Source organism: Brevundimonas vesicularis (assembly GCF_014204545.1).
Classification (GTDB): Bacteria; Pseudomonadota; Alphaproteobacteria; order Caulobacterales; family Caulobacteraceae; genus Brevundimonas; species Brevundimonas vesicularis_B.
The window spans coordinates 22,870-48,078 of sequence record NZ_JACHLJ010000003.1 but is presented as its reverse complement, the minus strand read 5'-3'; the positions used below and the strand labels follow the sequence as shown (position 1 = coordinate 48,078).

General features: G+C 66.9%; 28 protein-coding genes. 16 read left to right on the top strand and 12 right to left on the bottom strand.

Annotated features, from left to right (window positions below; translation table 11 throughout):
• Positions 1-103: 103 nt before the first annotated feature.
• Entirely contained in the window at positions 104-1,294 is a 1,191-nt protein-coding gene (locus HNP47_RS12070) for a divergent polysaccharide deacetylase family protein (protein ID WP_184280017.1), read from the top strand.
• Positions 1,294-1,770, top strand: a complete 477-nt coding sequence (locus HNP47_RS12065) for an RNA pyrophosphohydrolase (RefSeq protein ID WP_184279789.1) — start codon at positions 1,294-1,296, stop codon at positions 1,768-1,770. Before HNP47_RS12070 ends, HNP47_RS12065 begins: the two co-directional genes overlap by 1 nt.
• Before the next feature lie 49 nt (positions 1,771-1,819).
• Here HNP47_RS12065 and HNP47_RS12060 read toward each other — a convergent pair whose 3' ends face one another.
• On the bottom strand, positions 1,820-2,299 hold the full coding sequence (locus HNP47_RS12060; RefSeq protein WP_026108379.1) for an Hsp20 family protein: 480 nt from the start codon (positions 2,297-2,299) through the stop codon (positions 1,820-1,822).
• A 271-nt stretch (positions 2,300-2,570) separates the two neighbouring features.
• On the opposite strand from HNP47_RS12060, the gene HNP47_RS12055 reads away from it, so the two are divergent.
• The 3 genes from HNP47_RS12055 (at position 2,571) to HNP47_RS12045 (ending at position 5,424) form a co-directional block, all read left to right on the top strand.
• Positions 2,571-3,377 (top strand): class I SAM-dependent methyltransferase, encoded by an 807-nt coding sequence (locus HNP47_RS12055; protein WP_221415118.1) that lies wholly within the window; start codon positions 2,571-2,573, stop codon positions 3,375-3,377.
• Between the two features lie 95 nt (positions 3,378-3,472).
• Complete coding sequence (locus HNP47_RS12050; protein WP_184279787.1) at positions 3,473-4,393, top strand: class I SAM-dependent methyltransferase; 921 nt, start codon at positions 3,473-3,475, stop codon at positions 4,391-4,393.
• On the top strand, positions 4,390-5,424 hold the full coding sequence (locus HNP47_RS12045) for an alpha/beta fold hydrolase (RefSeq protein WP_184279786.1): 1,035 nt from the start codon (positions 4,390-4,392) through the stop codon (positions 5,422-5,424). Before HNP47_RS12050 ends, HNP47_RS12045 begins: the two co-directional genes overlap by 4 nt.
• A 4-nt stretch (positions 5,425-5,428) precedes the next feature.
• On the opposite strand, the gene HNP47_RS12040 is transcribed toward HNP47_RS12045, so the two are convergent.
• The 3 genes from HNP47_RS12040 to HNP47_RS12030 form a co-directional block, all read right to left on the bottom strand.
• Positions 5,429-5,998: a hypothetical protein gene (locus HNP47_RS12040; protein ID WP_184279785.1), complete on the bottom strand. Its 570-nt coding sequence runs from the start codon at positions 5,996-5,998 to the stop codon at positions 5,429-5,431.
• A gap of 75 nt (positions 5,999-6,073) precedes the next feature.
• Entirely contained in the window at positions 6,074-6,859 is a 786-nt protein-coding gene (hisN, locus tag HNP47_RS12035) for a histidinol-phosphatase (RefSeq protein ID WP_184279784.1), read from the bottom strand.
• A gap of 71 nt (positions 6,860-6,930) precedes the next feature.
• Complete coding sequence (locus HNP47_RS12030) at positions 6,931-7,311, bottom strand: helix-turn-helix domain-containing protein (protein WP_055754334.1); 381 nt, start codon at positions 7,309-7,311, stop codon at positions 6,931-6,933.
• A 188-nt stretch (positions 7,312-7,499) separates the two neighbouring features.
• On the opposite strand from HNP47_RS12030, the gene HNP47_RS12025 reads away from it, so the two are divergent.
• On the top strand, positions 7,500-7,754 hold the full coding sequence (locus tag HNP47_RS12025; protein WP_039243891.1) for a GlsB/YeaQ/YmgE family stress response membrane protein: 255 nt from the start codon (positions 7,500-7,502) through the stop codon (positions 7,752-7,754).
• 143 nt (positions 7,755-7,897) lie between these two features.
• Here the strand turns inward: HNP47_RS12025 and HNP47_RS12020 are convergent, their stop codons facing one another.
• Positions 7,898-8,413, bottom strand: a complete 516-nt coding sequence (locus HNP47_RS12020; RefSeq protein WP_184279783.1) for a hypothetical protein — start codon at positions 8,411-8,413, stop codon at positions 7,898-7,900.
• Between the two features lie 153 nt (positions 8,414-8,566).
• Here HNP47_RS12020 and HNP47_RS12015 point away from each other — a divergent pair, with 153 nt between their 5' ends.
• Entirely contained in the window at positions 8,567-10,222 is a 1,656-nt protein-coding gene (locus HNP47_RS12015; RefSeq protein WP_184279782.1) for a GNAT family N-acetyltransferase, read from the top strand.
• Here the strand turns inward: HNP47_RS12015 and hemW are convergent.
• Positions 10,219-11,379 carry a radical SAM family heme chaperone HemW gene (hemW, locus tag HNP47_RS12010; protein WP_184279781.1) on the bottom strand — a complete coding sequence of 387 codons (1,161 nt, stop codon included), beginning with the start codon at positions 11,377-11,379 and terminating at the stop codon, positions 10,219-10,221. The genes HNP47_RS12015 and hemW overlap by 4 nt on opposite strands.
• The gene (rdgB, locus tag HNP47_RS12005; RefSeq protein WP_153922820.1) at positions 11,372-11,974 is read right to left on the bottom strand and encodes an RdgB/HAM1 family non-canonical purine NTP pyrophosphatase; all 603 of its coding nucleotides are present in this window, start codon (positions 11,972-11,974) and stop codon (positions 11,372-11,374) included. The genes hemW and rdgB overlap by 8 nt, the downstream gene beginning before the upstream one ends.
• A gap of 453 nt (positions 11,975-12,427) precedes the next feature.
• Here rdgB and HNP47_RS12000 point away from each other — a divergent pair, with 453 nt between their 5' ends.
• From HNP47_RS12000 to HNP47_RS11990, 3 genes are read left to right on the top strand one after another with little or no spacing between them, the layout of a single operon-like run.
• Positions 12,428-13,045, top strand: a complete 618-nt coding sequence (locus HNP47_RS12000) for a DUF2975 domain-containing protein (RefSeq protein ID WP_184279780.1) — start codon at positions 12,428-12,430, stop codon at positions 13,043-13,045.
• A gap of 24 nt (positions 13,046-13,069) precedes the next feature.
• Positions 13,070-13,309 carry a helix-turn-helix transcriptional regulator gene (locus HNP47_RS11995; RefSeq protein WP_017504942.1) on the top strand — a complete coding sequence of 80 codons (240 nt, stop codon included), beginning with the start codon at positions 13,070-13,072 and terminating at the stop codon, positions 13,307-13,309.
• Complete coding sequence (locus HNP47_RS11990) at positions 13,306-13,887, top strand: Smr/MutS family protein (protein WP_184279779.1); 582 nt, start codon at positions 13,306-13,308, stop codon at positions 13,885-13,887. Before HNP47_RS11995 ends, HNP47_RS11990 begins: the two co-directional genes overlap by 4 nt.
• 66 nt (positions 13,888-13,953) lie before the next feature.
• Here HNP47_RS11990 and HNP47_RS11985 read toward each other — a convergent pair whose 3' ends face one another.
• Complete coding sequence (locus tag HNP47_RS11985; RefSeq protein WP_039243898.1) at positions 13,954-14,595, bottom strand: TetR/AcrR family transcriptional regulator; 642 nt, start codon at positions 14,593-14,595, stop codon at positions 13,954-13,956.
• Between the two features lie 191 nt (positions 14,596-14,786).
• Complete coding sequence (locus HNP47_RS11980) at positions 14,787-16,622, bottom strand: cation:proton antiporter (RefSeq protein WP_184279778.1); 1,836 nt, start codon at positions 16,620-16,622, stop codon at positions 14,787-14,789.
• 156 nt (positions 16,623-16,778) lie between these two features.
• Here HNP47_RS11980 and HNP47_RS11975 point away from each other — a divergent pair, with 156 nt between their 5' ends.
• Positions 16,779-18,902: a M13 family metallopeptidase gene (locus tag HNP47_RS11975; protein WP_184279777.1), complete on the top strand. Its 2,124-nt coding sequence runs from the start codon at positions 16,779-16,781 to the stop codon at positions 18,900-18,902.
• A 364-nt stretch (positions 18,903-19,266) separates the two neighbouring features.
• On the opposite strand, the gene hisS is transcribed toward HNP47_RS11975, so the two are convergent.
• Positions 19,267-20,757, bottom strand: coding sequence for a histidine--tRNA ligase (gene hisS, locus HNP47_RS11970; RefSeq protein WP_184279776.1), 1,491 nt, complete (start codon positions 20,755-20,757; stop codon positions 19,267-19,269).
• A gap of 152 nt (positions 20,758-20,909) precedes the next feature.
• Between hisS and HNP47_RS11965 the strand changes: the two genes are divergently transcribed.
• Together HNP47_RS11965 and HNP47_RS11960 are read left to right on the top strand one after the other, a co-directional pair.
• Positions 20,910-21,116: a hypothetical protein gene (locus tag HNP47_RS11965; RefSeq protein WP_055807478.1), complete on the top strand. Its 207-nt coding sequence runs from the start codon at positions 20,910-20,912 to the stop codon at positions 21,114-21,116.
• Positions 21,116-21,697, top strand: coding sequence for a ClpP family protease (locus HNP47_RS11960; protein ID WP_184279775.1), 582 nt, complete (start codon positions 21,116-21,118; stop codon positions 21,695-21,697). The genes HNP47_RS11965 and HNP47_RS11960 overlap by 1 nt, the downstream gene beginning before the upstream one ends.
• Positions 21,698-21,710: 13 nt before the next feature.
• On the opposite strand, the gene hslV is transcribed toward HNP47_RS11960, so the two are convergent.
• The gene (hslV, locus tag HNP47_RS11955; RefSeq protein ID WP_184279774.1) at positions 21,711-22,271 is read right to left on the bottom strand and encodes an ATP-dependent protease subunit HslV; all 561 of its coding nucleotides are present in this window, start codon (positions 22,269-22,271) and stop codon (positions 21,711-21,713) included.
• 68 nt (positions 22,272-22,339) lie between these two features.
• On the opposite strand from hslV, the gene HNP47_RS11950 reads away from it, so the two are divergent.
• Both HNP47_RS11950 and HNP47_RS11945 read left to right on the top strand, forming a co-directional pair.
• Entirely contained in the window at positions 22,340-22,807 is a 468-nt protein-coding gene (locus HNP47_RS11950; protein ID WP_311770075.1) for a BLUF domain-containing protein, read from the top strand.
• A 54-nt stretch (positions 22,808-22,861) separates the two neighbouring features.
• On the top strand, positions 22,862-23,599 hold the full coding sequence (locus HNP47_RS11945; RefSeq protein WP_184279772.1) for a molybdopterin-synthase adenylyltransferase MoeB: 738 nt from the start codon (positions 22,862-22,864) through the stop codon (positions 23,597-23,599).
• Between the two features lie 3 nt (positions 23,600-23,602).
• On the opposite strand, the gene HNP47_RS11940 is transcribed toward HNP47_RS11945, so the two are convergent.
• A complete protein-coding gene (locus HNP47_RS11940) occupies positions 23,603-23,869 on the bottom strand; it encodes a hypothetical protein (RefSeq protein ID WP_184279771.1) in 267 nt (88 codons plus the stop codon).
• Between the two features lie 119 nt (positions 23,870-23,988).
• Between HNP47_RS11940 and HNP47_RS11935 the strand changes: the two genes are divergently transcribed.
• Entirely contained in the window at positions 23,989-25,197 is a 1,209-nt protein-coding gene (locus tag HNP47_RS11935) for a DUF6880 family protein (protein ID WP_184279770.1), read from the top strand.
• Positions 25,198-25,209: the final 12 nt, after the last annotated feature.

Sequence of the window (25,209 nt, the reverse complement as noted above, 5' to 3'; positions counted from 1 at the left end):
GGAAATCACCGCGTCGATCATGGTGAACCGCCCGTTAGGGTTTCTTAACCGACGGCGCCCGATGATGCGGGCGTAGGATTCCAGATCGGTTCCACTCTTGCCCATGTTCGCCAAACGCCAATCCGCACTCGCCGCCACCGCCGGGACCGCCCCGCGCGCCAAGGACGGTCCGAGTCTGAAACCTGTCGTCGACGCTCTGAAGAAGCCGCCGGTCGCGGCGGGTCTGGCTGGCTTGCTGCTGCTCGGCGCCAGCGCCCTGTTCCTGACGGTGCTGGGTGATCCCAAGGCGGGAACACCGTCGGCCCATGTCGCGCTGGAACGCGATGCGCCCGCACCGCAAGCGCCGGCCCCGACGGGTTTCGAAGCCTTCTCCATGGGCGCGATGGGGCTATATCAGAATCTCGCGGGCGGCGCCGATCCGACCGCAGGCGGCGACGCCGTCATCACCCTGCCGGACGGCGGCAGCGTCTCGGGTCAGGGCGCGCCCATCACGGCGCCGGTCCACGCTGCCTCTCCGTTGGCTAAGGCCCCGATCGCCGGGCTGTCGCAGCCTGGATCGAACGGTCCCCTGCCGATGATCGCGCCCGACGGCCGCGTGCCGGCCCAGGCCTACGCCCGCCCGTTCCGACCGAACGGCAAGCCGCGGGTGTCGCTGATCGTCGGCGGCCTGGGCCTGAACGCCGTCACCACCCGCGCGGCCATCGAACGCCTGCCGCCGGAGGTTACGCTTAGCTTCGTGCCCTATGCCGACAATCTGCAGGGCTGGATCGACCAGGCGCGCGCGCAGGGCCATGAGGTCATGCTGGAAATGCCGATGGAGCCGACCGGCTATCCTGACAACGACCCCGGCCCCTATACGCTGCTGGCCGACGGCGGCGCAGACGACGTGACCGCCAAGATGGACTGGCTGCTGAGCCGCGCCACCGGCTATTTCGGCGTGACCAACTATCTGGGCGACCGGTTCGCCGGCTCGGATACGGGCATGAACGCCTTCCTGAGCGTCCTTCGCCAGCGCGGCGTCGCTTTCCTGGACGACGGCTCGTTCCAGCGTCGGCCGGGCGCCTGGGCGCGGGCCAGCGCGGACCGCGTCATCGACCGGACCCAGTCGCCCGCCGCCATCGTCGCCGCCCTGAACGGCCTGGAAGCCCAGGCCAAGCTGCGCGGCTCGGCCCTTGGGGCCGGCTTCAGCTATCCGGTGACGGTCGAGGCCGCCGCCCGCTGGACCGCCGGTCTGGAACAGCGTGGCCTGCAACTGGCGCCAGCCTCGTCCCTGTCGATGCGGCCGGGGCGCTAATGTCCGATCTCGACGCCTACCGCCCCAATGTCGGGGTCGTGCTGTTCAATCGCGAGGGCCTGGTCTGGTACGGCCAGCGGCACGCCACGCCCGGTCCGCATAACTGGCAGTTCCCGCAGGGCGGGGTCGATGCGGGCGAGGATCTGGAAGCCGCCGCCCGCCGCGAACTGCATGAGGAGACCGGCGTCACCTCGATCGAACTGCTGGCGCGGACGGACGACTGGATCCTGTACGACTTCACGCCCGAAGCCATGAACAACGCCAAGGCCTGGCGCGGTTTCAAGGGGCAAAAGCAGCAGTGGTTCGCCTTCCGCTTCACCGGCGACGAGGCCGAGATCGATCTGGCGGCCGACGACGAGGTCGAGTTCGACGCCTGGCGCTGGGGGCCGCTGTCGGACGCCTGCGACCTGATCGTGCCGTTCAAACGCCCGGCGTATGAACAGGTCGTCGCCGCCTTCTCGCACCTGGCGGCATAGAAAAAGGGCGACGCGAACGCCGCCCTTTCATAGTTGGCCTTGAAACGGCTTAGGCCGCTTCAGCCTTCTTCTCAGCCTGGCCTTCGATCAGCGGCTGGCCGGCGCCGATTTCGATACGGCGGGGCTTCAGCGCCTCGGGCAGCTCGCGCTTCAACGAGATCGACAGCAGACCGTTGACCAGGTTGGCGTCGTTGACGACGACATAGTCGGCCAGCTGGAACCGGCGCTCGAAATCGCGCTCGGCCAGGCCGCGATGCAGATAGGTCTTCTGCGTCGCCGTATCGTCGTTGGCGGTCTTGCGGCCGGTCACGGTGAGCAGGTTTTCCTTCACCTCGATGTTCAGCTCGTCGGGGCTGAAGCCGGCGACGGCGATCTCGATGCGATAGGCGTTCTCGCCCGTGGTCTCGATGTTATAGGGGGGATAGCCCGTGTCCTGGCTGGTCGCGCGCGAGGCGTTTTCCAGCAGATTGGCCAGACGGTCGAAGCCGACGGCCGAACGGTACAGCGGGGTGAAATCATAGGTACGCATCAGCATCCTCCTGAGGATCAGCAAGGTTGAGCCGCCCGGCGTTTTGGCCCGGACGGTAGGAGATCAGATCGACGACCCGAAACCGGCGCCGTCAGTCTGGAGAACCCGAAATCGGCGTCCTCGGAAGCAAAGATGGGCACCGGCGAAACGGCGTCAAGGGCGCCGCCACGACGATTTTGCTTGCGTCAAATCCGCCTGTGTCTCGCGAAGTTCATTTGCGCGGGCGGCCCGCCTGCCTATGGAGAACGACCTGAACCTGGAGCCCTCGATCATGCGCCTTGCCGTCTATGGCCTCGCCGCCGTCCTGCTGTCCGCCGCCCCCGCCTTGGCCCAACAGTCGCCCCAGACCCAGGGCGCGTGGACGCCGCCGCGTTCGGCCCTGTCCAGCGCCATGCCGACGTTCTCCGACGACACGGCCTTGCAGACCGCCATCGCGGCCGAGACCCGGCCCGCCGCCGACCGGGCGCGCGACGTCTATCGTCATCCGTATGAATCCCTGACCTTCTGGGGCCTGACGCCGGGCATGACGGTGGTGGAGATCGAGCCGGGCGGCGCCAGCTGGTGGCGGCACATCCTTGAACCCTATGCGGCGGCGACCGGCGGGCGTTATGTGCCGGTCAATCGCCCGCTGGAAAGCATGGGCGTGGCGGACGGAACCGCCGACTTCATTCTGGTAGCTCGCGCCTTCCACAACTGGTCGCGTAACGACCGGACCCAGCCGTATCTGCAGGCCTTCTTCAAGGCCTTGAAGCCCGGCGGCGTGCTGGCCGTCGAACAGCACCGCAGCGCGGAGGGGCTGAATGTCGCTGACGTCGCCTCCACCGGCTATGTGCCTGAAAGCTATGTGATCCATGAGGCGCGCAACGCCGGCTTCGTGCTGGAGGCGCGCAGCGAGCTGAACGCCAATCCCAAGGACGATCACGATCATCCGTTCGGCGTCTGGACCCTGCCGCCCATCCGCCAGTCGGCCGCGCGCAACGATCCGTCCGGCCGCACCTTGACGCCCGAGGAACGCGCCGCCTTCGACGCCATCGGCGAGAGCGACCGGATGACCCTGCGTTTCCGCAAGCCCGAATAGGCTGTCTTGCGTTTTGACCGGACCTGCGAACCCGATTAAGCCCAAGGCGTCAGGGTGCGTCGGACGCGGGTCCCGGCGTCCTGCGGAGGTTTTGAATGGCTGATCGTCTGGCGAGCGCGAGCGGATTGTCGCGTCGGTTTCTGCTGAGCGGCGCTGCGGCGCTGGGGCTGACCGGCGTGGCGGCTTGCGGGCGCAAGGACGAGGCCGCAAAGGCGCCTGCCGCGCCGCCCACGCCGGCCGGTCCGCCTGAAGGCTCGCTGGAGTGGGCAGTCCAGGGATCGTGGCGCTCGGCCCAGGACAAGGCGCGCGACGCCTTCCGTCACCCGATGGAGACGCTGCGGTTCTTTGGTCTTCAACCCAAGATGACGGTGGTGGAGTTCTGGCCCGGCAGCGGCTGGTACACCGAAATCCTGGCGCCCTATCTGGCCAAGGGGGCGGGAACCTATGTCGCCGCCCTGTTTCCCGAGGGGCCGACCGCCGATCCGGCCCAGGCCGTGCTGAACACCGCCTTCCGCACCCGGTTCTCCAGCGACAAGAAGCTTTATGGGGAGCCTCAGTTTTCGGTCTTCGGCGCGGGGTCTGGTCCGGTGATCGCGGCGGGCACGGCCGAGATGTGCCTGTTCATGCGGACCCTGCATGGCTGGATGGCGGCGGGCATTGCGGAAAAGGCTTTCGCTGACGCCTTCGCCGCCCTTCGCCCCGGCGGCATTTTGGGCATCGAACAGCACCGGCTTGCGCCTGCGCAGGATCAGGACCCGGTGGCCGCCAACGGCTATGTGCAGGAAGCCTTCGTGCGCCAGTTGGCGGCCGAGGCGGGCTTCGTGTTTGTCGAGGCGTCCGAGATCAACGCCAATCCGGAAGACACCAAGGATCACCCGTTCGGCGTCGACACCCTGGCGCCCACGCGTCTGACGGCGCCGCGCGGCGAACCGGCGGACCCCGCTTTCGATCGATCCAAATATGACGCGATCGGCGAGAGCGATCGCATGACCTTGAAGTTCAGGAAACCCGAGTGAACCGCGCCCAAGCCTTCGCCGCCAACGCCCCGCTGATGGGAGTTCCCGGCGCCGCCCCGCCGCCCGGCGGTAAGGGCGACTGGTTTCGCGGCGCGGGCGGAATGCGCCTGCGCGCCGGGCTGTGGAAGCCGTCGCATCTCGCAGCGGAGAAGGTGCGCGGCACCGTCGTGCTCAGCCCCGGCCGCACCGAGCCGATCGAGAAATACTATGAGGTGATCGGCAACTTTTTGGCGCGCGGCTGGTGCGTGCTGACCCACGACTGGCGTGGCCAGGGGCTGTCGGCTCGCCTGCTGCCCGACCGGCTGAAGGGTCACGCCCGTGCGGTCGAGGAGTTTCTGGACGACTACCACCGCCTACTGAACGCCTATGAGGATCAGTGCCCCAAGCCGTGGATCATGGTCGGTCATTCGATGGGCGCGTGCCTGAACCTGTTGTCGCTGGAAAGCGGCGAGGACCGGTTCGCCGGCGCGGTGCTGTCTAGCCCCATGCTGCGCATCAAGACTGGCAAACGATCAATGTGGTCGGTCAAGCTGGTGGTGCGCTGGAACATCCGCCACGGCCAGGCGGGCGACTATATCCTGGGCGACCCCGACGATCCGTTCGACCACAACTTCGCCGAAGACGCCCTGACGTCGGACGAGACCCGCTATGAGATGTGGCGTCAGCAGCTCTACGCCTGTCCGCACCTGGCGATCGGCGGTCCCACCTATGGCTGGCTGGCCTTTGCGCTGGACGCCGGCGAGCGCGCGCTGAAGCCCAAGGCCCTGAAGGCGGTCAAGGCGCCGGTCGTGATCGTCCAAGCCAGCGCCGACGACGTGGTGTGGAAGCAGACTAACCAATGGGCCGCCAAACGCATCCCGCGCGGCCGCTACGTCGAGGTCGCCGGCGCCAAGCACGAGGTCATCATGGAGGCCGACGACCTGCGCGCTGTTTTCCTGAACGAATTCGACGCCATGTCCGACATGGTTGCGCCTGCGGCGGACGCGCTCACCGATCCGTCGGCGAGAACGGCGGACGTGACGGCGGGCTGATCGTTCAAGCGGCGGTTTCGGCGCGCCAGCGTCGGTCGATCGTCTGGGTGACACCGCATAGCTGCAGGAAGGCGACGGCGACGCCGGGGCCGGTCTCGGCCTTGATCAGCAGCGGCAGAACGATCCACTCGCGCGGGAAGCGCATGACCATCACGTCGTCGCTGGCGCGCAGGTGCGGGCAATATTTCATCGACCGGTCGACGCAGCGGCGGTGCAGGGGCGCGATCGAGCCGGCGTCGATCATCACGCGGTCGTCGGCGATGTCGGCGCGAACTTGACCGCCGCGGCCCCTAAGCTGACCGGCGCAACGTCGCGCGGCGATCTGGGTCCAGCGATCGCCCTCCTCAGTCGGCTCGCCGCACATCGGGCAAAGCATGCGCGCGACGGTGAGGCGCTGTCGGACCAAATGGTTCTTCGAATATTGCGGCTTGCCGGCGCCGGGCGTGCTGGCCTGCATCAGGGCGAGACGACCGCCGACGGTTCGGCACGGCGCGGCGCCCGTAAGCTCTTCGCCGCTCCAACTCGTGACCCAGGGCACGTCGACGCCGACAACCAGTTTGGACTGCCCAGGCATCGAAATCCGTCCCCTCAACCGTTCGCACCCTGACGCCGTCTCTCGACCTGCGTCAATATACGACAGTTCGTAGGCTCAGGCGGCCGCGCGTTTCAGCGTCACCAGCGCCTGGTCGATCAGGCGCGCGTCGCCGACGGCGAGGACCTGGCCCCCGTCGTCCGGCGCTGCGCCGCGCCAGTTGACGACCTTGCCGCCCGCCGCCTCGATGACGGGCACGAGGGCGGACCAGTCCCAGGGCTTGAGGCTGGTCTCGGCGACCAGATCCATCTTGCCCGCCGCCACCATGGCGTAGGCGTAGGCGTCGCAGCCCAGGCGTGCCAGGCGGGCGGTCGCACGCACCTGGGTCCAGGCGCCCAGCTCGGCGCCGTTGAAGATGTCGGGGTCCGTGGTCGAGATGACGGCGTCGGTCAGCGTCTCGCAGGACCGCACGGCCAGCGGCGTCTCGACATCGCCGCGCAACAGGCGCGCGCCGGTCGGGCCGCCGATGAAGATTTCATCCAGATAGGGTTGGGCGATGACGCCGACGGTCGGCTTGCCGGCCGTGCGAAGGGCGATCAGCGTGGTCCACAGCGGCAGGCCCGAGATGAAGGCGCGCGTGCCGTCGATGGGATCCAGCACCCAGACGTGCTCGGCGTCCGGTCGATCCTCGCCATACTCCTCGCCGATGACGCCGTGGTCGGGATAGCGGGCGGCGATCAGGCGGCGGATGGCGGCCTCGGCCTGTTTGTCGGCCTCTGTGACCGGATCGAAGCCGGCCGCGCCGCCCTTGTCCTCATGCCCGATGTCCGAGCGGAAAAAAGGCAGGGTCACGCGCGCGGCTTCGCGCGCCAGTTCGATGGCGAAGGCTTCGTATTCGGTCATGGGCGTTCCCTTACCGCGCTTTCGCCGGCATGGGCGCCCCTTGAGACGTGCAGATCAGGGAGACGCGCAGATCAGGCGGCGGCCGCGTCGCCCGCATGCAGGGACTTGGCCAGATCCAGCAAACGCCGCCGGGGCCGTTCGTCCAGCTGATAGTAGGCCTGGATCAGATCCAGCGTTTCCTTGCGCGAAAAGACTTCGCCGCCCTTGGGCGTCGGCGCGTCAGCCTCCATCGCCTCGGCCAGGCCGTCGTAGAAATAAGCGACGGGCGTTTCCAGCGCCTCGGCCAACTGCCACAAGCGCGCGGCGGAGATGCGGTTGGCGCCACATTCGTATTTCTGGATCTGCTGAAAGCGGATGCCGACCTGAACGGCCAACTGCTGCTGGGTCAGGCCCAGCAGGCGGCGGCGACGGCGCAGGCGGCGGCCCAGATGAAGGTCGATGTCGTCGGCCATGACGGTGATCCTCGTCTCAACGTCTGTCCCGATGCGGGACGACACACGTCAATCACGGCAATCGCCGTGCCGGATCGCGCATGACGCGAATTCGACCTTATTGCGGCGAGGTTGAAACAAGGACGCAACCGTATGGCCCGAGCCGCATTTACTGCAACAGCTTGGCTTTTAAAGGAAGGAACCACAGCATGGGTCTCGGAATCATTGGTTGGCTCGTCATCGGCATCGTCGCCGGCTGGCTGGCTGAAAAGGTCATGGGTCGCAATCACGGCCTGCTGACGAACCTGATCGTCGGCGTCATCGGCGCTCTGCTCGGCGGCTTCATCTCGAACAACGTCTTCGGCACGCCGGTTGGCGGCTTCAACTTCGTCACCCTGATCGTGGCGTTCCTGGGCGCCTGCCTGCTGCTGTTCCTTTTGGGACTGGTCAAGCGTCGCGCTTGATCCGACGGTAGGTCGATAAGGAAAAGGGCGGCTCTCACGAGCCGCCCTTTTTTCTGCGCCACTGTCGCCGCTGAGTTGCGGACAGACGAAAGGGCGGTCGGGAAACCCGACCGCCCTTGATCATTCAGCCTTGGAAGACTGTCTTATTGCGGCTCGGTCGGAGCCGGAGCGGCGCTGTCCGGAGCCGGGGTCGCCGGTTCGGTCGTCGCCGGGTCGGTCGGTTCAGCAGCCGGTTCGGCCATCGGTTCCGAAGTCCGCGCGGGAGCGGCAGCCGGGTCAGCGGCCGGGTCAGCGGCGGGAGCCGCAGGAGCGCCGGCGATCGGAGCGGCGGCGTCGAACTCGGCCTTGGTGTAGGCCACAACGACGCCGGTTCCTTCCTGACGGATGCCGCTCAGCGGCACGGCGCGAAGCTGGCCGTCGGCGCCGCGAACGGTAAGCTCCTGCTTGCCTTCGGCATTGATCTGAACGCCTTCAAGCTTGCCCAGCTCGCCATCAGGACCGGAAACGCTCGATCCGGGGTTCAGCGACAGCGATTGCTGCGAGGAGGCGGCTGCGGCAGGCGCGGCTGCGGGAGCGGGCGTGGTTTCTTGCGCCAGAGCCGGCGCGGCGGTCATGAAGGCGGCGGCAGCGCCAGCCAGAAGAGCGGTCTTGATATTCATGGGTCATCCCCAGTTACGCGGACCCGACGCCCGCACCTCTATATACTCGCTCTGTTACGGATTGTTTCGTGTGCCCCGAAATGACCTTGGCAGCGCCCCGGTTGGACGATTCTTGGTCTATGTTCGGGCGATCCGCGATTCGAGAGGCCACGCTTGTCCAGCCGCCCCCGGCACACATCCGGTCTGATCCGCCGACTAGCGGGACTGGCCTTCGAGCTGACGCCCCAGATTTTTGCGGTGCTGGCCTTTGGCGCAGGCGCGCTGATGCTGGCTTCTGCGGTGACGCCCGAGTTTGACAGTCGGCTGCGCCAGCTGACAGGCGTCGTCTCTCCCATTCTGATCGACCTGTCGCACTTTGTCGGCAGCATTGCCGGTTTTCTGCTTCTGCTCTTGTCGGCCGGTCTGTGGCGGCGCCGGCGCGGCGCCTATTGGGCCGCCCTGCTGGTCCTAGCGGCCGGGGCGGTGTTTTCGGTGCTGAAGGGTCTGGACTGGCAGCAGGCGACGGATTTGCTGGTCGTCGCCGCCCTGCTGGCGCCTTGTCGCACGGCCTTCAATCGGCGCTCGCGGCTCAGCGAGCCGTTGCGGCCCAGCTGGCTGCTGCTGCTGACGGCGGTCGTGGCGGCCATGTTGTGGCTGGGCTTCTTCGCCTATCGCGACGTGGCCTATAATGACGAGCTGTGGTGGCGCTTCCTGAGTGATCGTCAGGCGTCCGGCTTCCTGCGGGCGGGACTGGTTCTGGCGATCCTGACGCTGGTGGTGGCCGGCCGCTCGCTGTTGAGCTCACCCGGCGCCCATAGTCACGGCCCGGCCAGCAAGGCCGACATTGATCGCGCGCTCCAAGCGCTGCAGACAGCCGATACGGCCACGCCCGAGGCCTGGCTGGCCATGTTGGGCGACAAGGCGCTGATGTTCAGTCCGTCGGGGTCCAGCTTCCTGGCCTATCGCGTGCGGGGGCGGCGCTGGATCGCCATGGGCGAACCGGCGGGGCTCAAGAGCGAACGGCTGGAGTTGCTGTGGTCCTTCGCCGAGATGGCCGACAGCTATGGCGGAGCGGCGGTCTTCTATTCGGTCAGCGAAGAGGTGCTGGGCGACCTGGCGACCATGGGGCTGGCGGTGCGCAAGGTCGGCGAGACGGCCGTGATCGACACCCATCGCTTCTCGCTAGAGGGCAAGGGCAAGCAGAACCTTCGCACGGCCATCAATCGCGCCGAGCGTGAAGGCTCCTCATTCGAGGTTCTGCCGCCCGGTTCGGCCGCAGCGATCGCGGACGAGCTGCGCGAGATTTCGGACGCCTGGTTGGCCATGCACGAGGGCTCGGAGAAATCCTTCTCCCTGGGGCGCTTCGACGTCGACTATCTGGACCTGACGCCGTTGGCGGTGGTCAAGGAGGGCGGTCGGATCGTCGCTTTCGCCAATCTGCTGACCTCGCCGGACGAGGCGGCGGTGGATCTGATGCGGCATCGGCCGGACGCGCCGCATGGGGTGATGGACTATCTGTTCATCCGCTGCGCCCAATGGGCCAAGGCGGAAGGCTTGGCCAGTTTCGACCTGGGCATGGCGCCGCTGGCCGGACTGGAGGATCGACGCATCGCCCCGGTCTTCGCCCGCGTCGGCGCCCTGGTGTTTGAAGAGGGCGGGGCGCTCTACGGCTTCCAGGGTCTGCGTAGCTACAAGGCCAAGTTCGGGCCGGACTGGCGTTCGCGCTTCATCGCCGCGCCCGTATCCACGCCCCTGCCATTGGCCCTGCTGGATGTCGCTCTGCTGACCAGCGGCGGCTGGCTGGGAATGCTGGGGCTGAAGAAGGCCTAGGTCAGCAGCGCCTTCAGCACGCCGTCCAGCACCGGACGCCCCCGCTCAGTTGCGATCAGTCGCTCGGCCTTCAGCATCAGGAACCCGTCGGCGATCAGGTCCGCGACCGGCGCGCCTTCAGGCGACAGGCCGAGCGTTGGCAGCAGGGCCGCAGGCGCGCCTTCGGTGGTGCGCAGGGCCAGCAGCAGTCGTTCTTCGGCGGCGTCGGACGGGGTCTGGGCGTCGCGCTCAGACCAGGGCGTGAGGCCAGAGACGCCCGCCACATAGTCGGCGATGCGACGGTGGGCGACGGTCGCGGTCCTGACGCCGTCCAGCGTCAGCCGGCCATGGGCGCCGGGGCCAAGTCCCAGATAGTCGCCGCCGCGCCAGACATGCAGATTGTGCGACGACCGGGCGGCGGGACCGCGCGCATGGTTGGACACCTCATAGGCGTCGAAACCGGCGGCCGAGAGGACATCCTGGGTGGTTTCGTAGAGGGATGCGGCCCGGTCCTCGTCCGGCGGGGTCAGGGTTCCGCGTGCGAAGGCCCGACCAAAGGCGGTCTTCGGCTCTATGGTCAGCTGATAGGGCGAGACGTGTTCGAACCCGAGCGCCAGCGCCGCCTTCAGTTCGGCGGCCCAATCTTCAGGCGTCTGGTCCGGGCGGGCGTAGATCAGGTCGATGGACAGACGGTTGAAGGCGCGGCGGGCCAGATCGACCGCGCGCAGGGCCTCGGCCGCCGAATGGTCGCGACCCAGAAAACGCAGGGCGGCGTCGTCCAGCGCCTGAACCCCCATCGACAGGCGATTGATCCCGGCGTCGGCCAGGGCGGCGAACCGGCCGGCCTCGGCGTCGGTGGGATTGGCCTCCAGCGTGATCTCGATGTCGCCGGCGGGCGGGAACAGGTCGCGGGCCGCCGCCACGATGCGCGCGACGGCGTCGGGCGGCATCAGCGACGGGGTGCCGCCGCCGAAGAAGATCGAGGCCAGCCGTCGCGGGCCTGTCAGATCTCTCTGGGCGCGCAGATCGGCCAGGATCGCCTCGACCAGACCGGCCTGTTCCTCGGTGCGCCCGCGGTCGCGCACGACGTTGAAGTCGCAGTAGGGGCAGATGCGCGCGCAATAGGGCCAGTGGACGTAGAGGCCGACGTCCGATCCCGGATCAAGCGGATCAGTCAATCAGGGCGGCTCTCAGCTTGGCGAAGGCGACGGTTCGGTGGCTGATGGCGTCCTTGGCCGCCGGCTCCATCTCGCCGAAGGTCCGGTCGCCGCCAGTCGGAATGAAGAGCGGGTCGTAGCCGAACCCCCGATCGCCGCGCGGCGGGAAGGTCAGCTGGCCGTGAACCTCGCCCTGGACCACCACACAGGGGCCGTCCGGCCAGGCGACCGCCAGGGCCGAGGTGAACCAGGCGGTGCGGTCCGTCGCGCCGATCTCTTCCAGCCGCTCCTCGACCTTTTTCATGGCGACGGCGAAATCCTTGCCCGGTCCGGCCCAGCGCGCAGAGAAGATGCCCGGCGCGCCATCCAGCGCCGCGACCGACAGGCCGGAATCGTCGGCCAGCGAAACCTCGCCCGACAGTTCGGCCGCGTGACGCGCCTTCAGCATGGCGTTGCCGGTGAAGGTGCTCTCCGTTTCGTCGGGTTCGGGCAGTTTCAGCTGGCCTGCGGTGACGAGTTCGTAATTTCCGCCGAGCAGCGCCGAGATTTCGGGAACCTTGCCGGCGTTGTGCGTCGCCACGACGATCCGCATCCCCTTGATAAGCTTGAGATTCATCGTCGATCACGCTCCTGAAACAGTCTATTGCCAAAGTTTAATATCGTTAAACGATATGTAACGTGCCTTTTTCGCCTGCACGGCCTATCTATTGATCGTCAGGAACGAGGTCGCAGCGTTCAGGACTTCCGGAAAACCGGGAACGATCATGCGACTAACAAATCCAAACGGCGATAATCGCCTAAACAAGAAAGACGGAGAACCACAATGCATACGATGAACACCTCGATGTGGCTCGACAAGGTCGGCGCTGCTTTTGTCAGCACCGTTCTGATCGCCGCCCTGCCCACCGCCCTGGTCGTCACCCTGTTCCAAGCCCTTTGATCCCTCTCTTTTCGATCACTGGAGCTTTGACGACCTGCATGAAGACCGCGATGTATAGAGCCGCGCGCGGGTTCGCCGGACCCCGCGTGGCCATCGCCCCGCCTTCCCCGGCTTGAGATCAAAAAGACCATGCGCCTGCCCCTGCCGCCCAATCCGCTGAAGCGAGGCGAGGCAAGCGTTCCGAACTGGCTGGGCGCGCCGATCAACGCCCCGTTCAGAGCCTTGGGCCCAGGTTCGGTGTCCAGCGTGTTGAAGGTGGTTCTGGACGTAGCCTACATCCTTCTCTGGCTGATCACCGGCGTGCTGCTGCTGCTGGTCATCGCCGCGATCTTCATTCCCCTGGACAATGTGAACATCACCGTCAGCGGGGATTCCGGCGGCAAGCAACTGCCGCTGACGCGCACCTTGCTGCTGTTCGGCCTGGGCGCCGCGACCGCCTATTTCGGCGGGTTCATGCTGATCCTGCGCAGCCTGCGCCGCATCATCCGCACCCTGACCATGGGCGACCCGTTCCAGCCCGATAACGTGCGCCGTCTGCGCCAGATCGGTCTGACCCTGGCGGTCGTGACCGGCGGCGTCTGGGTGGCCCAAGGCTTCGTCGCCAAGCGGCTGGCGCCTGGCGTCATGGATCCGCAGGGCTTCGGCGAACTGCTGACCCCCATCTTTTCCGTGCTTATCGTCTTCGTGCTGGCGGAGGTGTTCCGCGAGGGCGCGCGCCTGCGTCGCGAATCCGAACTGACGATCTGAGCCGTTTCGAAGTAGGATTTCTGCATGGCCATTCGCGTCCAGCTCGACCGCGTCCTCGTGGAACGCCGCATGTCGTTGACCGAACTCGCCGATCGGGTCGGGGTGACGGTGGCGAACCTGTCGATCCTGAAGACGGGCAAGGCGCGCGCGGTCCGGTTCTCGACCCTGGACGCCCTGTGCCGCGAATTGGACTGCCAGCCCGGCGACCTGCTGGCGCACGAGCCTGGTCCCGGCGACACGATCGAGGACGACGGCGAGGCATGAGGCGAAAGGGCCCGAGCCGTGACGAAAACGGACTGACGCCCGAAGACCGGCGCATCTGGACCCGTGTGGCCGGATCGGTCGTGACGCCGAGGACGCGCAAGGCCGCCCGCGTCACGCCCGGCGCCGAAACGCCGCCCGAGATCGTGGTGACGCCGGTCGAGCGGCCGCGCCCCTTGGTCAAGGCGTCTCCCAAACGCACCGCTGTCGCGCCGCTGGCGGAAAAGCGATCTTCGCCGAGCAAGCCCAAGCCCGCGCCTGAGGATCTGGAGCCACGCCGCAAGCAGCGGCTGTCGCGCGAACGCGATCCCATCGAGGCGCGCATCGACCTGCATGGCTTTGGCCGGTTCGAGGCCGAGGATCAGCTTCGAGGCTTCCTGACATCGTGCCAGGCGCGTGGAATGCGTGCGGTGCTGGTCATCACCGGTCAGGGTCGGATGGGCGGCGGGGTGATCCGTTCGGCCTTTGCCGAATGGATGCATTCGCCCGCACTGCGCGGCGTGGTGTCGGGCTTCACGATCGCCCACCAGAAGCATGGCGGAAACGGCGCCTTTTACGTCACCCTGAAACGCCGAACCTGACGCTCACGAAAAAGGCCGGGCCCGCGCTGGCGGACCCGGCCTTTCGAAAAGCGGCTTTGCTCTGGCTTATTTGGCGGCGATGGCGCCGGCCAGGATCACGTCGATCTGCTTGCCCATATGGTCCGACAGGGCCTGCGCGTCCCATTCGTCATAGGCGGCGCGGCGGTAGTTCGACAGATAGGCGTCCCAGATCAGCTCGACCAGCAGACGGCTGTCGGCGTCCTTGGACAGCTCGCCCTTGGCCACTGCATCCTGAAGGATGTTGCTGATGGCGAGCAGCAGGTTCTTGGTCGCGGCGCGGGCGCGCATTTCAGCGGCCAGGGGCTGGAACCACGAGCGGGCCACGATGGCCTGGAACAGAGGCAGTTGGTCCAGCGACGAGTGGTAGCCGGCGCTCAGCGCGCTGACGAGGCGCTGGCGGACGGGTTCGCCTTCGGGCGCTGCGGCCTCGACCACCTCGGCCAGACGCGTCATGTCCTCGGTCAGGACCGCCTCGAACAGTTCGGCCTTGTCCTGGAAGTTGGCGAAGACGGCGCCGGTGGACATGCCCGCGCCCTTGGCGATGTCGCGGATCGTGGCGGGCTCATAGCCGCGCTCGGCGAAGAGCGAGCGGGCGGCGTCCAGAACCTTTTGTCGCGTGCGGATCTTGGCGGCCTGGCGGCGGTTCAAGCGGGGCTCGACAGCGAGGGAGGCGACGGTATCTGTCATATAATCAGGCTTTTACTCTACTTTCGATCTCTGGTCGGGGCGTGCCCGGCAGCGACCTCGAATGAATGTCTGAGCCCTTGGGTCGGACCTGAAGGGCGCGTCTGCTCCGCAGATGCAGTCATGGAGAGGCGCGCTTGCATCACGGAACCATGACGAAAATGGGTCCGGCGACCGTCTGTAAGGGGCTTCCCTTACTCCGGCGCGGGGTCGACGCGAGCCGGGCGCAGCGTGCGGCGCAGCGCGCGACTGGGGCGATTGCGACGCTCGATCGGGATGGCCGACTGAAAGGCCTTGCGAAACTGATCGCGACGTTCGTGGACCGAGGCGAGCACCAGACCCATGGGCACGCCCAGATCGACCAGGGTGTTTTCGGCGAGCTGGAGACTGGCCTCGGTCGTCTCCGGCACGGCGTCGGTGACGCCCAGTCCATACAGCCGAATGGCGTGCTGGTCGTCACGGGCGCGCGCGATCAGGATCAGGTCGTCGCGCATGGACCGCGCCGTGGTGACCACCTCGTCCACCTTGGTCGGCGCGTCCATGGTGACGATTAGGGCGCGGGTGGACTGGACGCCGCAGTGCTGGAGCATCTCGCGCCGCCCCGCATCGCCATAGAAGACATCGAATCCGTCACGACGGCCCGCGGCGACGGCGCCCGCATCGGTGTCCAGGGCGATGAAGGGCTGATCGTGCGCTTTCAGCATTTCCCCGATCAACCGGCCGACACGCCCGAACCCGACGATGATGACCGCGCCGTCGGCCGCCTCCAGCTTTGGAAGCTCGACGGGCTGGCCTGCGGCTGCCGACTTGCGCGCCAGCTTCTGACCCAGCAGGGCGAGGAGGGGGATCGAAAAGATGCTGACGGTCGCCGACAGGGCCACGGTGTTGGTCAGCTGCGGCGGCGCAAGACCCTCGACCAGGCCGGTGGCGAAGACCACGAAGGCGAACTCGCCCGCCGGCGCGAGAACGAGCGCCGTCTCCAGCGCCGGGCGGGCGCCCAGGCCCCAGAAGCGGGCGAGGCTGAAGATGACGCCGGTCTTCACGATCGTCAGGGCCAGGGCCAGGCCGAAGACGCCGACCGGATCGGCGGCGATGGCGTCCAGATCCAGGCCCAGGCCGACGCCGACGAAGAAGACGCCTAGCAAAAGCCCCTTGAACGGTTCGATGGAAATCTCGACCTCGCGCCGAAATTCGGTCTCGGCCAGCAGCACGCCGGCCAGAAGCGCGCCGATGCTCATCGACAGGCCGCTGGCCTGGGCGGCGAGACCGGCGCCGACCACCACCAGAAGCGAGGCGGCGACGAACAGTTCGCCGCCCTGGTCGGCCTTGCGCGCCTTGGCCACCGACCGGAACATCGGCCGCAGCACGACCCGTCCTAGCAGCACCATCAGCCCCAGGCCGATGGCGGCCGGAACCAGGGTGAATAGGGCGCGACCCAGCACGGCGGGATCCAGCGCACCGCCCTGCTGGGCCAGCGCCGCCAGGACGGTTACGGTGATCAGGATCGGGGCGACCGACAAATCCTGGGCCAGCAGGATGGCGAAGGTCGAACGGCCGACCGTCCCCTTCAGCCGCCCCCGCTCGGCCAGTACGGGCATGACCACGGCCGTCGAGGACAGGGCGAGGCCCATGCCCAGCACCACGGCGCTGGCCAGGGTCTGGCCCATCAGCATGAAGCCGCCCGCCAGCACGGCGGTGCAGACGACGACCTGCATCAAGCCCAGGCCGAACACCAGCCGGCGCATGGCGCGCAGCCGCTCCCACGACAGCTCCAGACCGATCATGAACAACAGGAAGGCGACGCCTAGCTCCGACAGCTGCGCCAGCTGGCCCGGATCGCCGATGGTCAGCCACGACAGCCAGGGCAGGCTTTGCGCGAACCGGCCCAGGCCGTCCGGGCCCAGCAAAACGCCCGCTGCAAGGAAGCCCAGAACGGGGCTGACCTTCAGCCGATTGACCAGGGGCACGATGACGCCGGCGGCCGCCAGAAAGACCACCAGATCCTTATAGTCTCCGCCCTGACCGTGCATCCGCCCTCCTCGCGTCGGTGTATCTGACCCTGATCCCGGCGCTGTGGCGAGAGGCCGCATCGGAATCATGAACTTTTTTTAAGGCGACACCCCCCCTCGCCGGACTAGGGTCTGCGCCGAACCATCCAAATGCCGGGTGGGAACAGGGACATAGTGATGAAACGTCTGCTTATCGGGGCCGCCGTCGGCGCCCTTCTTCTCCCCGCCAGCTCGGTTCTGGCTCAGGATATCGGTCACGACCACGCCTGCATCGACGACGCCTGCACCATCGTTTCGCTGTTCTCGGGCGAAGAGACGGTTGCGGGTTGGCAGGGCGTCGACGCGCCCCGCTATGGGACCTGGGGCTTCGACATGGCCGGCCGCGACGCCTCGGTGAAGCCAGGCGACGACTTCTTCCAATACGCCAACGGCAAGGCGCTGGAAAAGCTGGTCATTCCGTCGGACCGCACCAGCTATGGCTCGTTTGCCCTGCTGCGCGAACTGTCGGACAACCGCATGAAGGAAATGGTGCTGGGCCTGGCCAACCGCACCGATCTGGCACCCGGTTCGGACGAGGCCAAGGTCGCTGACGCCTATCGCTCCTACATCGACGAGGCGCGCATCGAGCAATTGGACGCCCAGCCGCTGCAACCCTATCTGTCCGCGATCCGCGCCGCCGACAGCCACGACAAGATGGCCGTCTATATGGGCCAGACGGCCGGCCGCTTCGGCTCGTCCTTCTTCGGCACCGGCATCACGATCGATTCCAAGCAACCGACCCGCTACGTCGTCTCGACGGGCCAGTCGGGCATCGGCCTGCCGAACCGCGACTATTATCTGGACGCCCGTTTCGCCGACAAGAAAGAGAAGTATCAGGCCTACGTCGGCCGGATGCTGGAGATGATCGGCTGGACCAACCCGACCGAGACCGCCGCCCAGATCGTCGCGCTGGAAACCAAGATCGCCGAGGCCCACTGGACCCCGGTCGAGAACCGCAACCGCGACCGGACCTACAACGAGTTCACCATCGCCAAACTGGCCGAGGACGCGCCGGGCTTCGCCTGGCAGGCCTACTACGATGCGGCCAAGCTGGGCGGCGTGCCTCGCCTGATCGTGCGTCAGGACACGGCCATGCCCAAGATCGCGGCCGTCTACGCCGAGACGCCGGTCGAACTGCTGCAGGCCTGGCAGGCCTTCCACACCGCCGACGACATGGCGCCGCTGATGTCCAAACGCTTCGCCGACGCTCAGTGGGAGTTCCGTTCGCGCGATCTGTCGGGTCAGCCTGAGCAGCGCACCCGCGAAAAGCGCGCCATCTCCTTCGCCGAAGGCTCGCTGGGCGAGGCCACGGGCCGGCTCTACGTCGCCCAGTATTTCCCGGCCGAATCCAAGGCCAAGATGGAAGAGCTGGTCGCCAATCTGCGCACCGCCCTGTCGCACCGGATCGAGAACCTGACCTGGATGGGGACCGAGACCAAGGCGGCGGCGCAAGAAAAGCTGCGCAAGTTCACCGTCAAGATCGGCTATCCCGACAAGTGGCGCGACTACTCCGGTCTGGACATCCGCGCGAACGACCTGGTCGGCAACGCCGAGCGCCGCGGCCTGTTCGAGTGGAACTATGATCTGGCCCGTCTGAACGAGCCGGTCGACAAGTCGGAGTGGGGCATGACCCCGCAGACCGTCAACGCGTACTACAACTCGGCCAACAACGAGATCGTCTTCCCGGCCGCGATCCTGCAGCCGCCCTTCTTCGATCCGAATGGCGATGCGGCGGTCAACTACGGCGGCATCGGCGGCGTGATCGGTCACGAGATCGGCCACGGCTTCGACGACCAGGGCTCCAAGTCCGATGGCGACGGCGTGCTGCGTAACTGGTGGACGCCGGAAGACAAGGCGAACTTTGAGGCTCTGACGGCGCGTCTGGGCGCGCAATATGCGACCTACGAGCCGATCGCCGGCTATCACATCAACCCAGGCCTGACGATGGGCGAGAACATCGGCGACGCGTCTGGCGTGGCCGTCGGTCTTGAAGCCTATCACCTGTCGCTGAACGGCCAGCCGGCGCCCGTGATCGACGGCACGACCGGCGACCAGCGCTTCTTCTATGGCTGGGCTCAGGTCTGGCAGTCGAAGTACCGCGACGAGGCGCTGAAGCAGCAGGTCGCCACCGACCCGCATTCGGCCGCCCAGTTCCGCGTCATCGGCCCGCTGCGCAACGTCGACGCCTGGTACGACGCCTTCGACGTTCAGCCGGGCACGAAATACTATCTAACGCCCGAGGAACGCGTCCGCCTCTGGTAAGGCGACGCTTGTTCGAGAATGGAAAGGCCGGGGTTCGCCCCGGCCTTTTTCATATCGAGACCGGGCTGCTCGATTTCGAGGCCGCATCGAGAATTTGTCGAGGTTTCATGGGCGTTTGTCTGGGCGCCAGACGCGAAAAAGCCCGCTGCGGGGGATACATCGCAGCGGGCTTTCGCGCTCTTTAAAGAGCGGACGTTTCCTCCCCGAAACGCCTTCGAGTGCTGCGCGCTTGAGCAACGCTTGCCCTCGAGTGAGATCATTTGACGCAAGGGCCGGTGGGTCGTCAACGACCCGTTTCACAAGAGTCGAACTTTCTTCGACTTATCACTGATAACCCATTTTAGAGGCAGGTCATTATCGAAGCTTATTCGATAATGACCTTGATGGCGGCGACCAAGCCTTCGCGGGCGATCTTCATCTGGCCGGGGCGTTCGGCCTTCCAGGCGTCGTTGTCCGTGATAGCGGCAGCGGCGGCGCGGCCGGCGTCCAGATCCTTGATCGTGACCTCGCCGGCGGCGATCTCGTCTCCGCCTAGAATGACGACAGCCGGGGCGCCGCGCCGGTCGGCGTATTTCATCTGCGCCTTCATGCCGGCGCGACCCAGATAAAGCTCGGCGGCGATCCCGGCGGCGCGCAGTTCGGCGACGGCGGTCAGATAATGAGACATGTCGTCCTCGGAGAAGACGATGACGACCACGGGCCCGCGCACGGCGTCCTCGGCGCCCCGTCCCGCCGCGCGCAGGGCCGAGGCCAGGCGCGAGACGCCGAAGGAGAAGCCGGTCGCCGGCGTGCGCTGACCGGTGAAGCGGGCGACCAGATCGTCATAGCGACCGCCGCCGCCGATGGAGCCGAAGCGGACGGGACGACCCTTGTCGTCAACCGTGTCCAGCAGCAGCTCGGCCTCGAACACGGCGCCGGTGTAATATTCCAGGCCGCGCACGATGGTCGGATCGAACTTCACGGCGTCCTGACCGACCGACATGGCGGCAAGAGCCCGGTCGATGGCGGCCAGCTCGTTCAGCGCCGCCTCGCCCGCTGCGCCAAGGTCGCCGGAGCGCGCGACGGCGTCCAGCGTCTCGGCCCGCGACAGGTCGGGGGTATTGGCCGAGGCCAGGAAGGCCTCGATGGCGGCCGTGACCTTGGCCGGCAGCTGGGCGCCCTTGGTGTAGTCGCCGGAGTCGTCCAGACGCCCTTCGCCCAGCAGTTGGACCACGCCCTCCCAGCCCAGGCGGTCGAACTTGTCGATGGCGCGAAGCGCCGTCAGTCGCTGACCGGCTTCGCTCACGTCGCCGGCGTCGAACAGGCCGTCGAACAGCTTGCGGTTCGAAACGCGGATCTGGGCCTGGCCGGCGTCCAGCCCGGCGGCGCGCAGGCCTTCGCAGCCCATGGCGATGATTTCGGCGTCGGCCTCGGGGCGGTCGGAGCCAACGGTGTCGGCGTCGCATTGCCAGAACTCGCGGAAGCGACCGGGACCGGGCTTTTCATTGCGCCAGACCGGACCATAGGCATAGCGGCGGAACGGCTTGGGCAGGGTCTCCCAAGTCTGAGCCGCAAACCGGGCCAGGGGCGCGGTGTGGTCGTAGCGCAAGGCCATCCATTCGCCCGGCTCGTCCGATCCGGCGTCGTCCTGTAGCGCGAAGACCCCCTCGTTCGGGCGGTCGGCGTCGGGCAGGAACTTGCCCAGCGCATCGGCATATTCAAAGGCCGGCGTCTCAAGCGGCTCGAAGCCCCAACGCTCATAAACCTCGGACACGCGCGCGACGATGCGCCGTTCGGCGGTCAGGTCACGGCCGCGCTTGTCGGCGAAGCCGCGCGGGTTGCGGGCGAGGGGGCGGGGAGGCGCGGCGTCGGTCATTGCGCGCGCTTAAGGCAAGGCGCCCTTGATCGCAAATTCTGCACGGCGGCTGACGTAAAGACAGCGTCCGTCGGCGCCATGCAATGGTCTGTTCCTAAAGACGAAATCCTGATCTCGGCGGAACCGCTGTGCGGATTTTTCGTTGATGGCGCATGACGCCCCACGCCCTTCTCGTTCCGCGCACCTGCAACACCTCCGATCGCCGCACGATCCGGTGGTGGGAGTGCGAACTGATCGACGACGCCGGATCGCGCCGCTTGCAGAACCAGGCCTTCTTCTCGATCCGTGAAGCCCGGTCCTGGGCGTCGGCTCAAGGCTATCCGGTCAGTGATGACGCCGCCTCTGCGGCTGAGCTTTAATGTCCGACGCTGCGCCGAGCGGCATTCTGACTGCCGAAGCTTTCGATACGCCGCGTATCCTGCTCGCCGGCGCGGTCGATTACGCCATGTACGACCGCTTCCGCCAGCAGATGGCGGAGGCGCCCGACACCGGGCTGACCGTCATCGAACTGTCGACCCTGGGCGGTGATCCGGAGGTGGCGCGCATGATGGGCGAGGATGTGCGCTTTCAAAGCGACATCAATCCGTCCCGCCGGCTGGTCTTTCTGGGCAAGGCGGCGATCTATTCCGCCGGCGCCACCTTCATGAGCTTCTTCGCGGTGGAGAACCGCTATCTGACGCGCGGCGCCCGGGTGATGATCCACGAGCGCAAGATGGACCAACAACTGCATGTCAGCGGGCCGCTGACGACCTGCATCGCCTCGGTTCGCGCCATGCTGAACGAGCTGGAACACTCCATCGCCATCCAGAACGAGGGTTTCGAGAACCTGGTGCGCGGATCGTCGGTGACGATGGAGGAGGTGCTGAAACGCGCCCCCGCCAACTGGTATATCGAGGCCCAGGAGGCCAAGGCGTTGGGCCTGATCGCCGAAGTGATCTGACCAAACCGCCGGATCAGGCCTGAAGCGTTTCCACGGTCAGATTGCCGTTGGTGTAGACACAGATTTCGGCGGCGATCTTCATGGCCTTGCGGGCCACCTCTTCGGCGTCGAGATCGGTTTCCTCGATCAGGGCGCGGGCGGCTGACAGGGCGTAGTTGCCGCCCGAACCCACGGCGGCGACGCCATACTCCGGCTCCAGCACATCGCCGACGCCCGTCACGGTGAAGATGGACGACTTGTCCGCCACCAGCAGCATCGCTTCCAGCCGGCGCAGATAGCGGTCGGTGCGCCAGTCCTTGGCGAGGTCGACGCAGGCGCGCGCTAGCTGATCAGGATACTGCTCCAGCTTGGCCTCAAGCCGCTCGATCAGGGTGAAGGCGTCGGCCGTGGCGCCGGCAAAGCCGGCCAGCACCTTGCCGCCCGCCAGGGTGCGCACCTTGCGGGCCGCGCCCTTGACGATGGTCGGGCCCATCGAAACTTGGCCGTCGCCGGCGATCACGGTGCGTCCGTTCTTGCGCACCGCCAGAATGGTGGTGCCGTGCCAGTCGGGGAAGTTGGATGCGGTCTGGGTCATGACGATCAGATGGCGCGGCCGGGCGCCGGCATCAAGTCTGTCACGCCTCGGTATGACGCTGTCTTATTTTGACCCCAAATTTGGCTAGAAGGCGCAATCCGCTTTCGCGGTTCTTTGACATCGAGGGACAGGTTTTGCTTTATCGCGTCGTTTTCGTGAGTGAAATGATCGGTGGCGCCAACCACACGATCCAATCGCTTGCCGAAATCATCGGCGCGTCGGAGCGCAACAATCGCCGTGATGAGATTGGCAGCGCCCTGCTGTTCCACGAAGGCGAGGCGGCCCAGGTGATCGAAGGCGCCCGTGCCGACCTGGACCGCTTGATGTCGCGCCTCTGGAAAGACCCGCGTCATCACAATATCCGCGTCCTGGATGATCGGCCCGTCATGCAGCGGCGAATGCGCGAACCCGCACGGCTTTGCGCCCTCAGCACCCAGCAGGCCGCCGACACCTTGCGCGGACGACGCCTGAGAGATCTGTCCAGCGCTGATCTGGAAAAGCTGCTGTCGTGCGAACACGTGCGGATGGTCGCCTGAGGCGATAGGCGACGGCCCCCTCGCGCCGGAACCTCTGCGGCGCTAGATAGGGCGGTGATCTTTTCCGAAGACGAAGTCGAACGCTATGCGCGCCATCTGGTGCTGTCCGAAGTGGGCGGACCGGGGCAGCAGGCGCTGAAGCGCGCGCGGGTGCTGATCGTCGGCGCGGGCGGCGTGGGGTCGCCGGCGGCGCTCTATCTCGCGGCGGCGGGCGTGGGGACGCTGGGCCTGATCGACGACGATGTGGTGGGCCTTTCCAACCTTCAGCGGCAAATCGCCTTTTCGACGGCGCAGGTTGGCCGGTCGAAGGTCGAGGCGGCGGCGGAACGGCTGGTCGGCCTCAATCCCTATGTCGCGGTCGAAACCTTCGCCGAGCGGATCACCGCCGAGAATGCGGCGGCGCGGATCGCAGCGTTCGACATCGTGCTGGATGGGACCGATGATTTCCAGACCCGGATGTGGGTCAATGCGGCCTGCGTGGCGGCGGGCAAGCCGCTGGTGTCGGGGGCGCTTGGTCGGTGGAACGGGCAGATCGGGGTGTTTGCGGGCAGGCCTTGCTATCAATGCCTGGTGTCCGAAATCCCGCCGGATGCGGAGACCTGCGCGCGCGTCGGCGTGGTGGGCGCCCTGACCGGCGTGATCGGGTCGATGGCGGCGCTGGAGGTCATCAAGCTGATCACCGGCGCGGGCGAGGCCCTGACCGGACGGCTGATGCTGTATGACGGACTCGCGGGCTCGGCGCGGACCGTGCGGGTCGCCGCCGAGCCGGAATGCCCGGTCTGCGGCGGCTGACGCTCAGGCGGCCGTTGCGAAACGGATGTCGGCCAAATCCAGGTCAGCCAAATCCAGGCCGGGTAGGGGCGGAGCGAAGCCCAGCGCCGGATTGCTGAGCACAGTCACCAGACGCTCGCCGCAATAGAGATACAAAGTTTCGAATCCGACCCAGTTGCGGGCGATCCCCTCCAGCGCCTGATTGGCCGACGTGTCGTTCGTTGCGTCGAGGACGCTGATGTCCCGCACCGGAACGCCGGGTAGGTTGACGATGCAGTAGTAGGAGTCCAACGCACACTTCCTCGATCAGGACGCCGGAAACGAAGCGCGTTTACGACGGTTCCTCCCCTGCCAGCGGTTTTCGACAGCCGTGTGAGTTCGGTCCGACAGACTTGTGAAAAGGAGGCCCGATGGCCCGACGTCCCGCCTCGCCCAAACGGCTGAACGCCGCAAATCTAAGCGGCTTGGGGGCTGAGCGTCTGGGCGAACTGCTGATGCAGGCGGCGGATGCGGATGCGATCGTGAAGCGGCGGCTCAGGCTGGTGATGGCGGCCGAGGCGGGGCCGGATCTGCTGGCCCTGGAAATCGACAAGCGATTGACGACCGTCGCGGCCAGCCGCGCGCGCGTGTCATGGCGAAAGCGGCCGGACCTGCTGCGCGATCTGCAGATTCTGCGAGCTGCAATCGTCGAGGATCTGGCCGAGGCCGCGCCGGCGATGGGGTTGGAGCGATTAATCGGCTGGTTCGATCTGTTTCGCGGCCTGGCGTCGCGGGTCAAGGATCAGAAGGGCGAACTGGCCGACGCGTTCGAAACGGCGGCCTCGGACCTGTGGCGGATCGCCGAGGCTGCGCTTCGGACGGACGAAAGCACAGTCGGTCTACTGGCGGAGGCGGTGGCGCGGCAACCGCTCGAATATGCTCGCTGGATTGGGGCCGGCGGCGACGATCTGACGGGGGACCTGGCCAAGAGGCTTCTGGGTCATCTCGATACCGCATCCAGCGCGCGCGGCATGCGAACGGTCGTGCGGCGGCTGGCGGATCGGGCGGGCGATCTGGACCTGTGGCTGTCCATGACGACGGCGGAGGAACGGGGCTCGCCGGATTTCGCTGCGGTGATGGCCAAGCGGCTGCTGGTCGCCGATCGCATTCCAGAAGCGCGTCAGGCGCTGGAGGCGGCGCTGAAACCCTCGGCGGGCAACCGGCGCTGGACCTTCGGGCGATCGCCGCAGGAAGGACCGCCGGTCCTGACCCCGGCGTGGGAGGCGACCTCGATCGACCTGTTGGAAGCCGAGGGGCGCAAGGACGAGGCGCAGGACCTGCGCTGGGCGATGTTCGAACGCGACCTGTCGGCGCCGGTGCTGCGGGCCTATCTGGCGCGCCTGCCGGACTTCGACGATGTGGAGGCGCTGGACCGCGCCCTGGCCCATGCGGCGACCTATGCTGATGTCGAGACGGCGCTGGCGTTTCTGATGGACTGGCCCTCACACCGCGAGGCCGCCGCCCTGGTCGAACGCCGCATTCGCGAGGTGCGCGCGCCGCTGCCGCTCAAGGCCGACTGGGCGGCGCGGCTGGTGCAGAAATATCCCGATGCGGCCGAGCGGTTGCTGGCGGCCGGTTAGGGCATTGCCGGC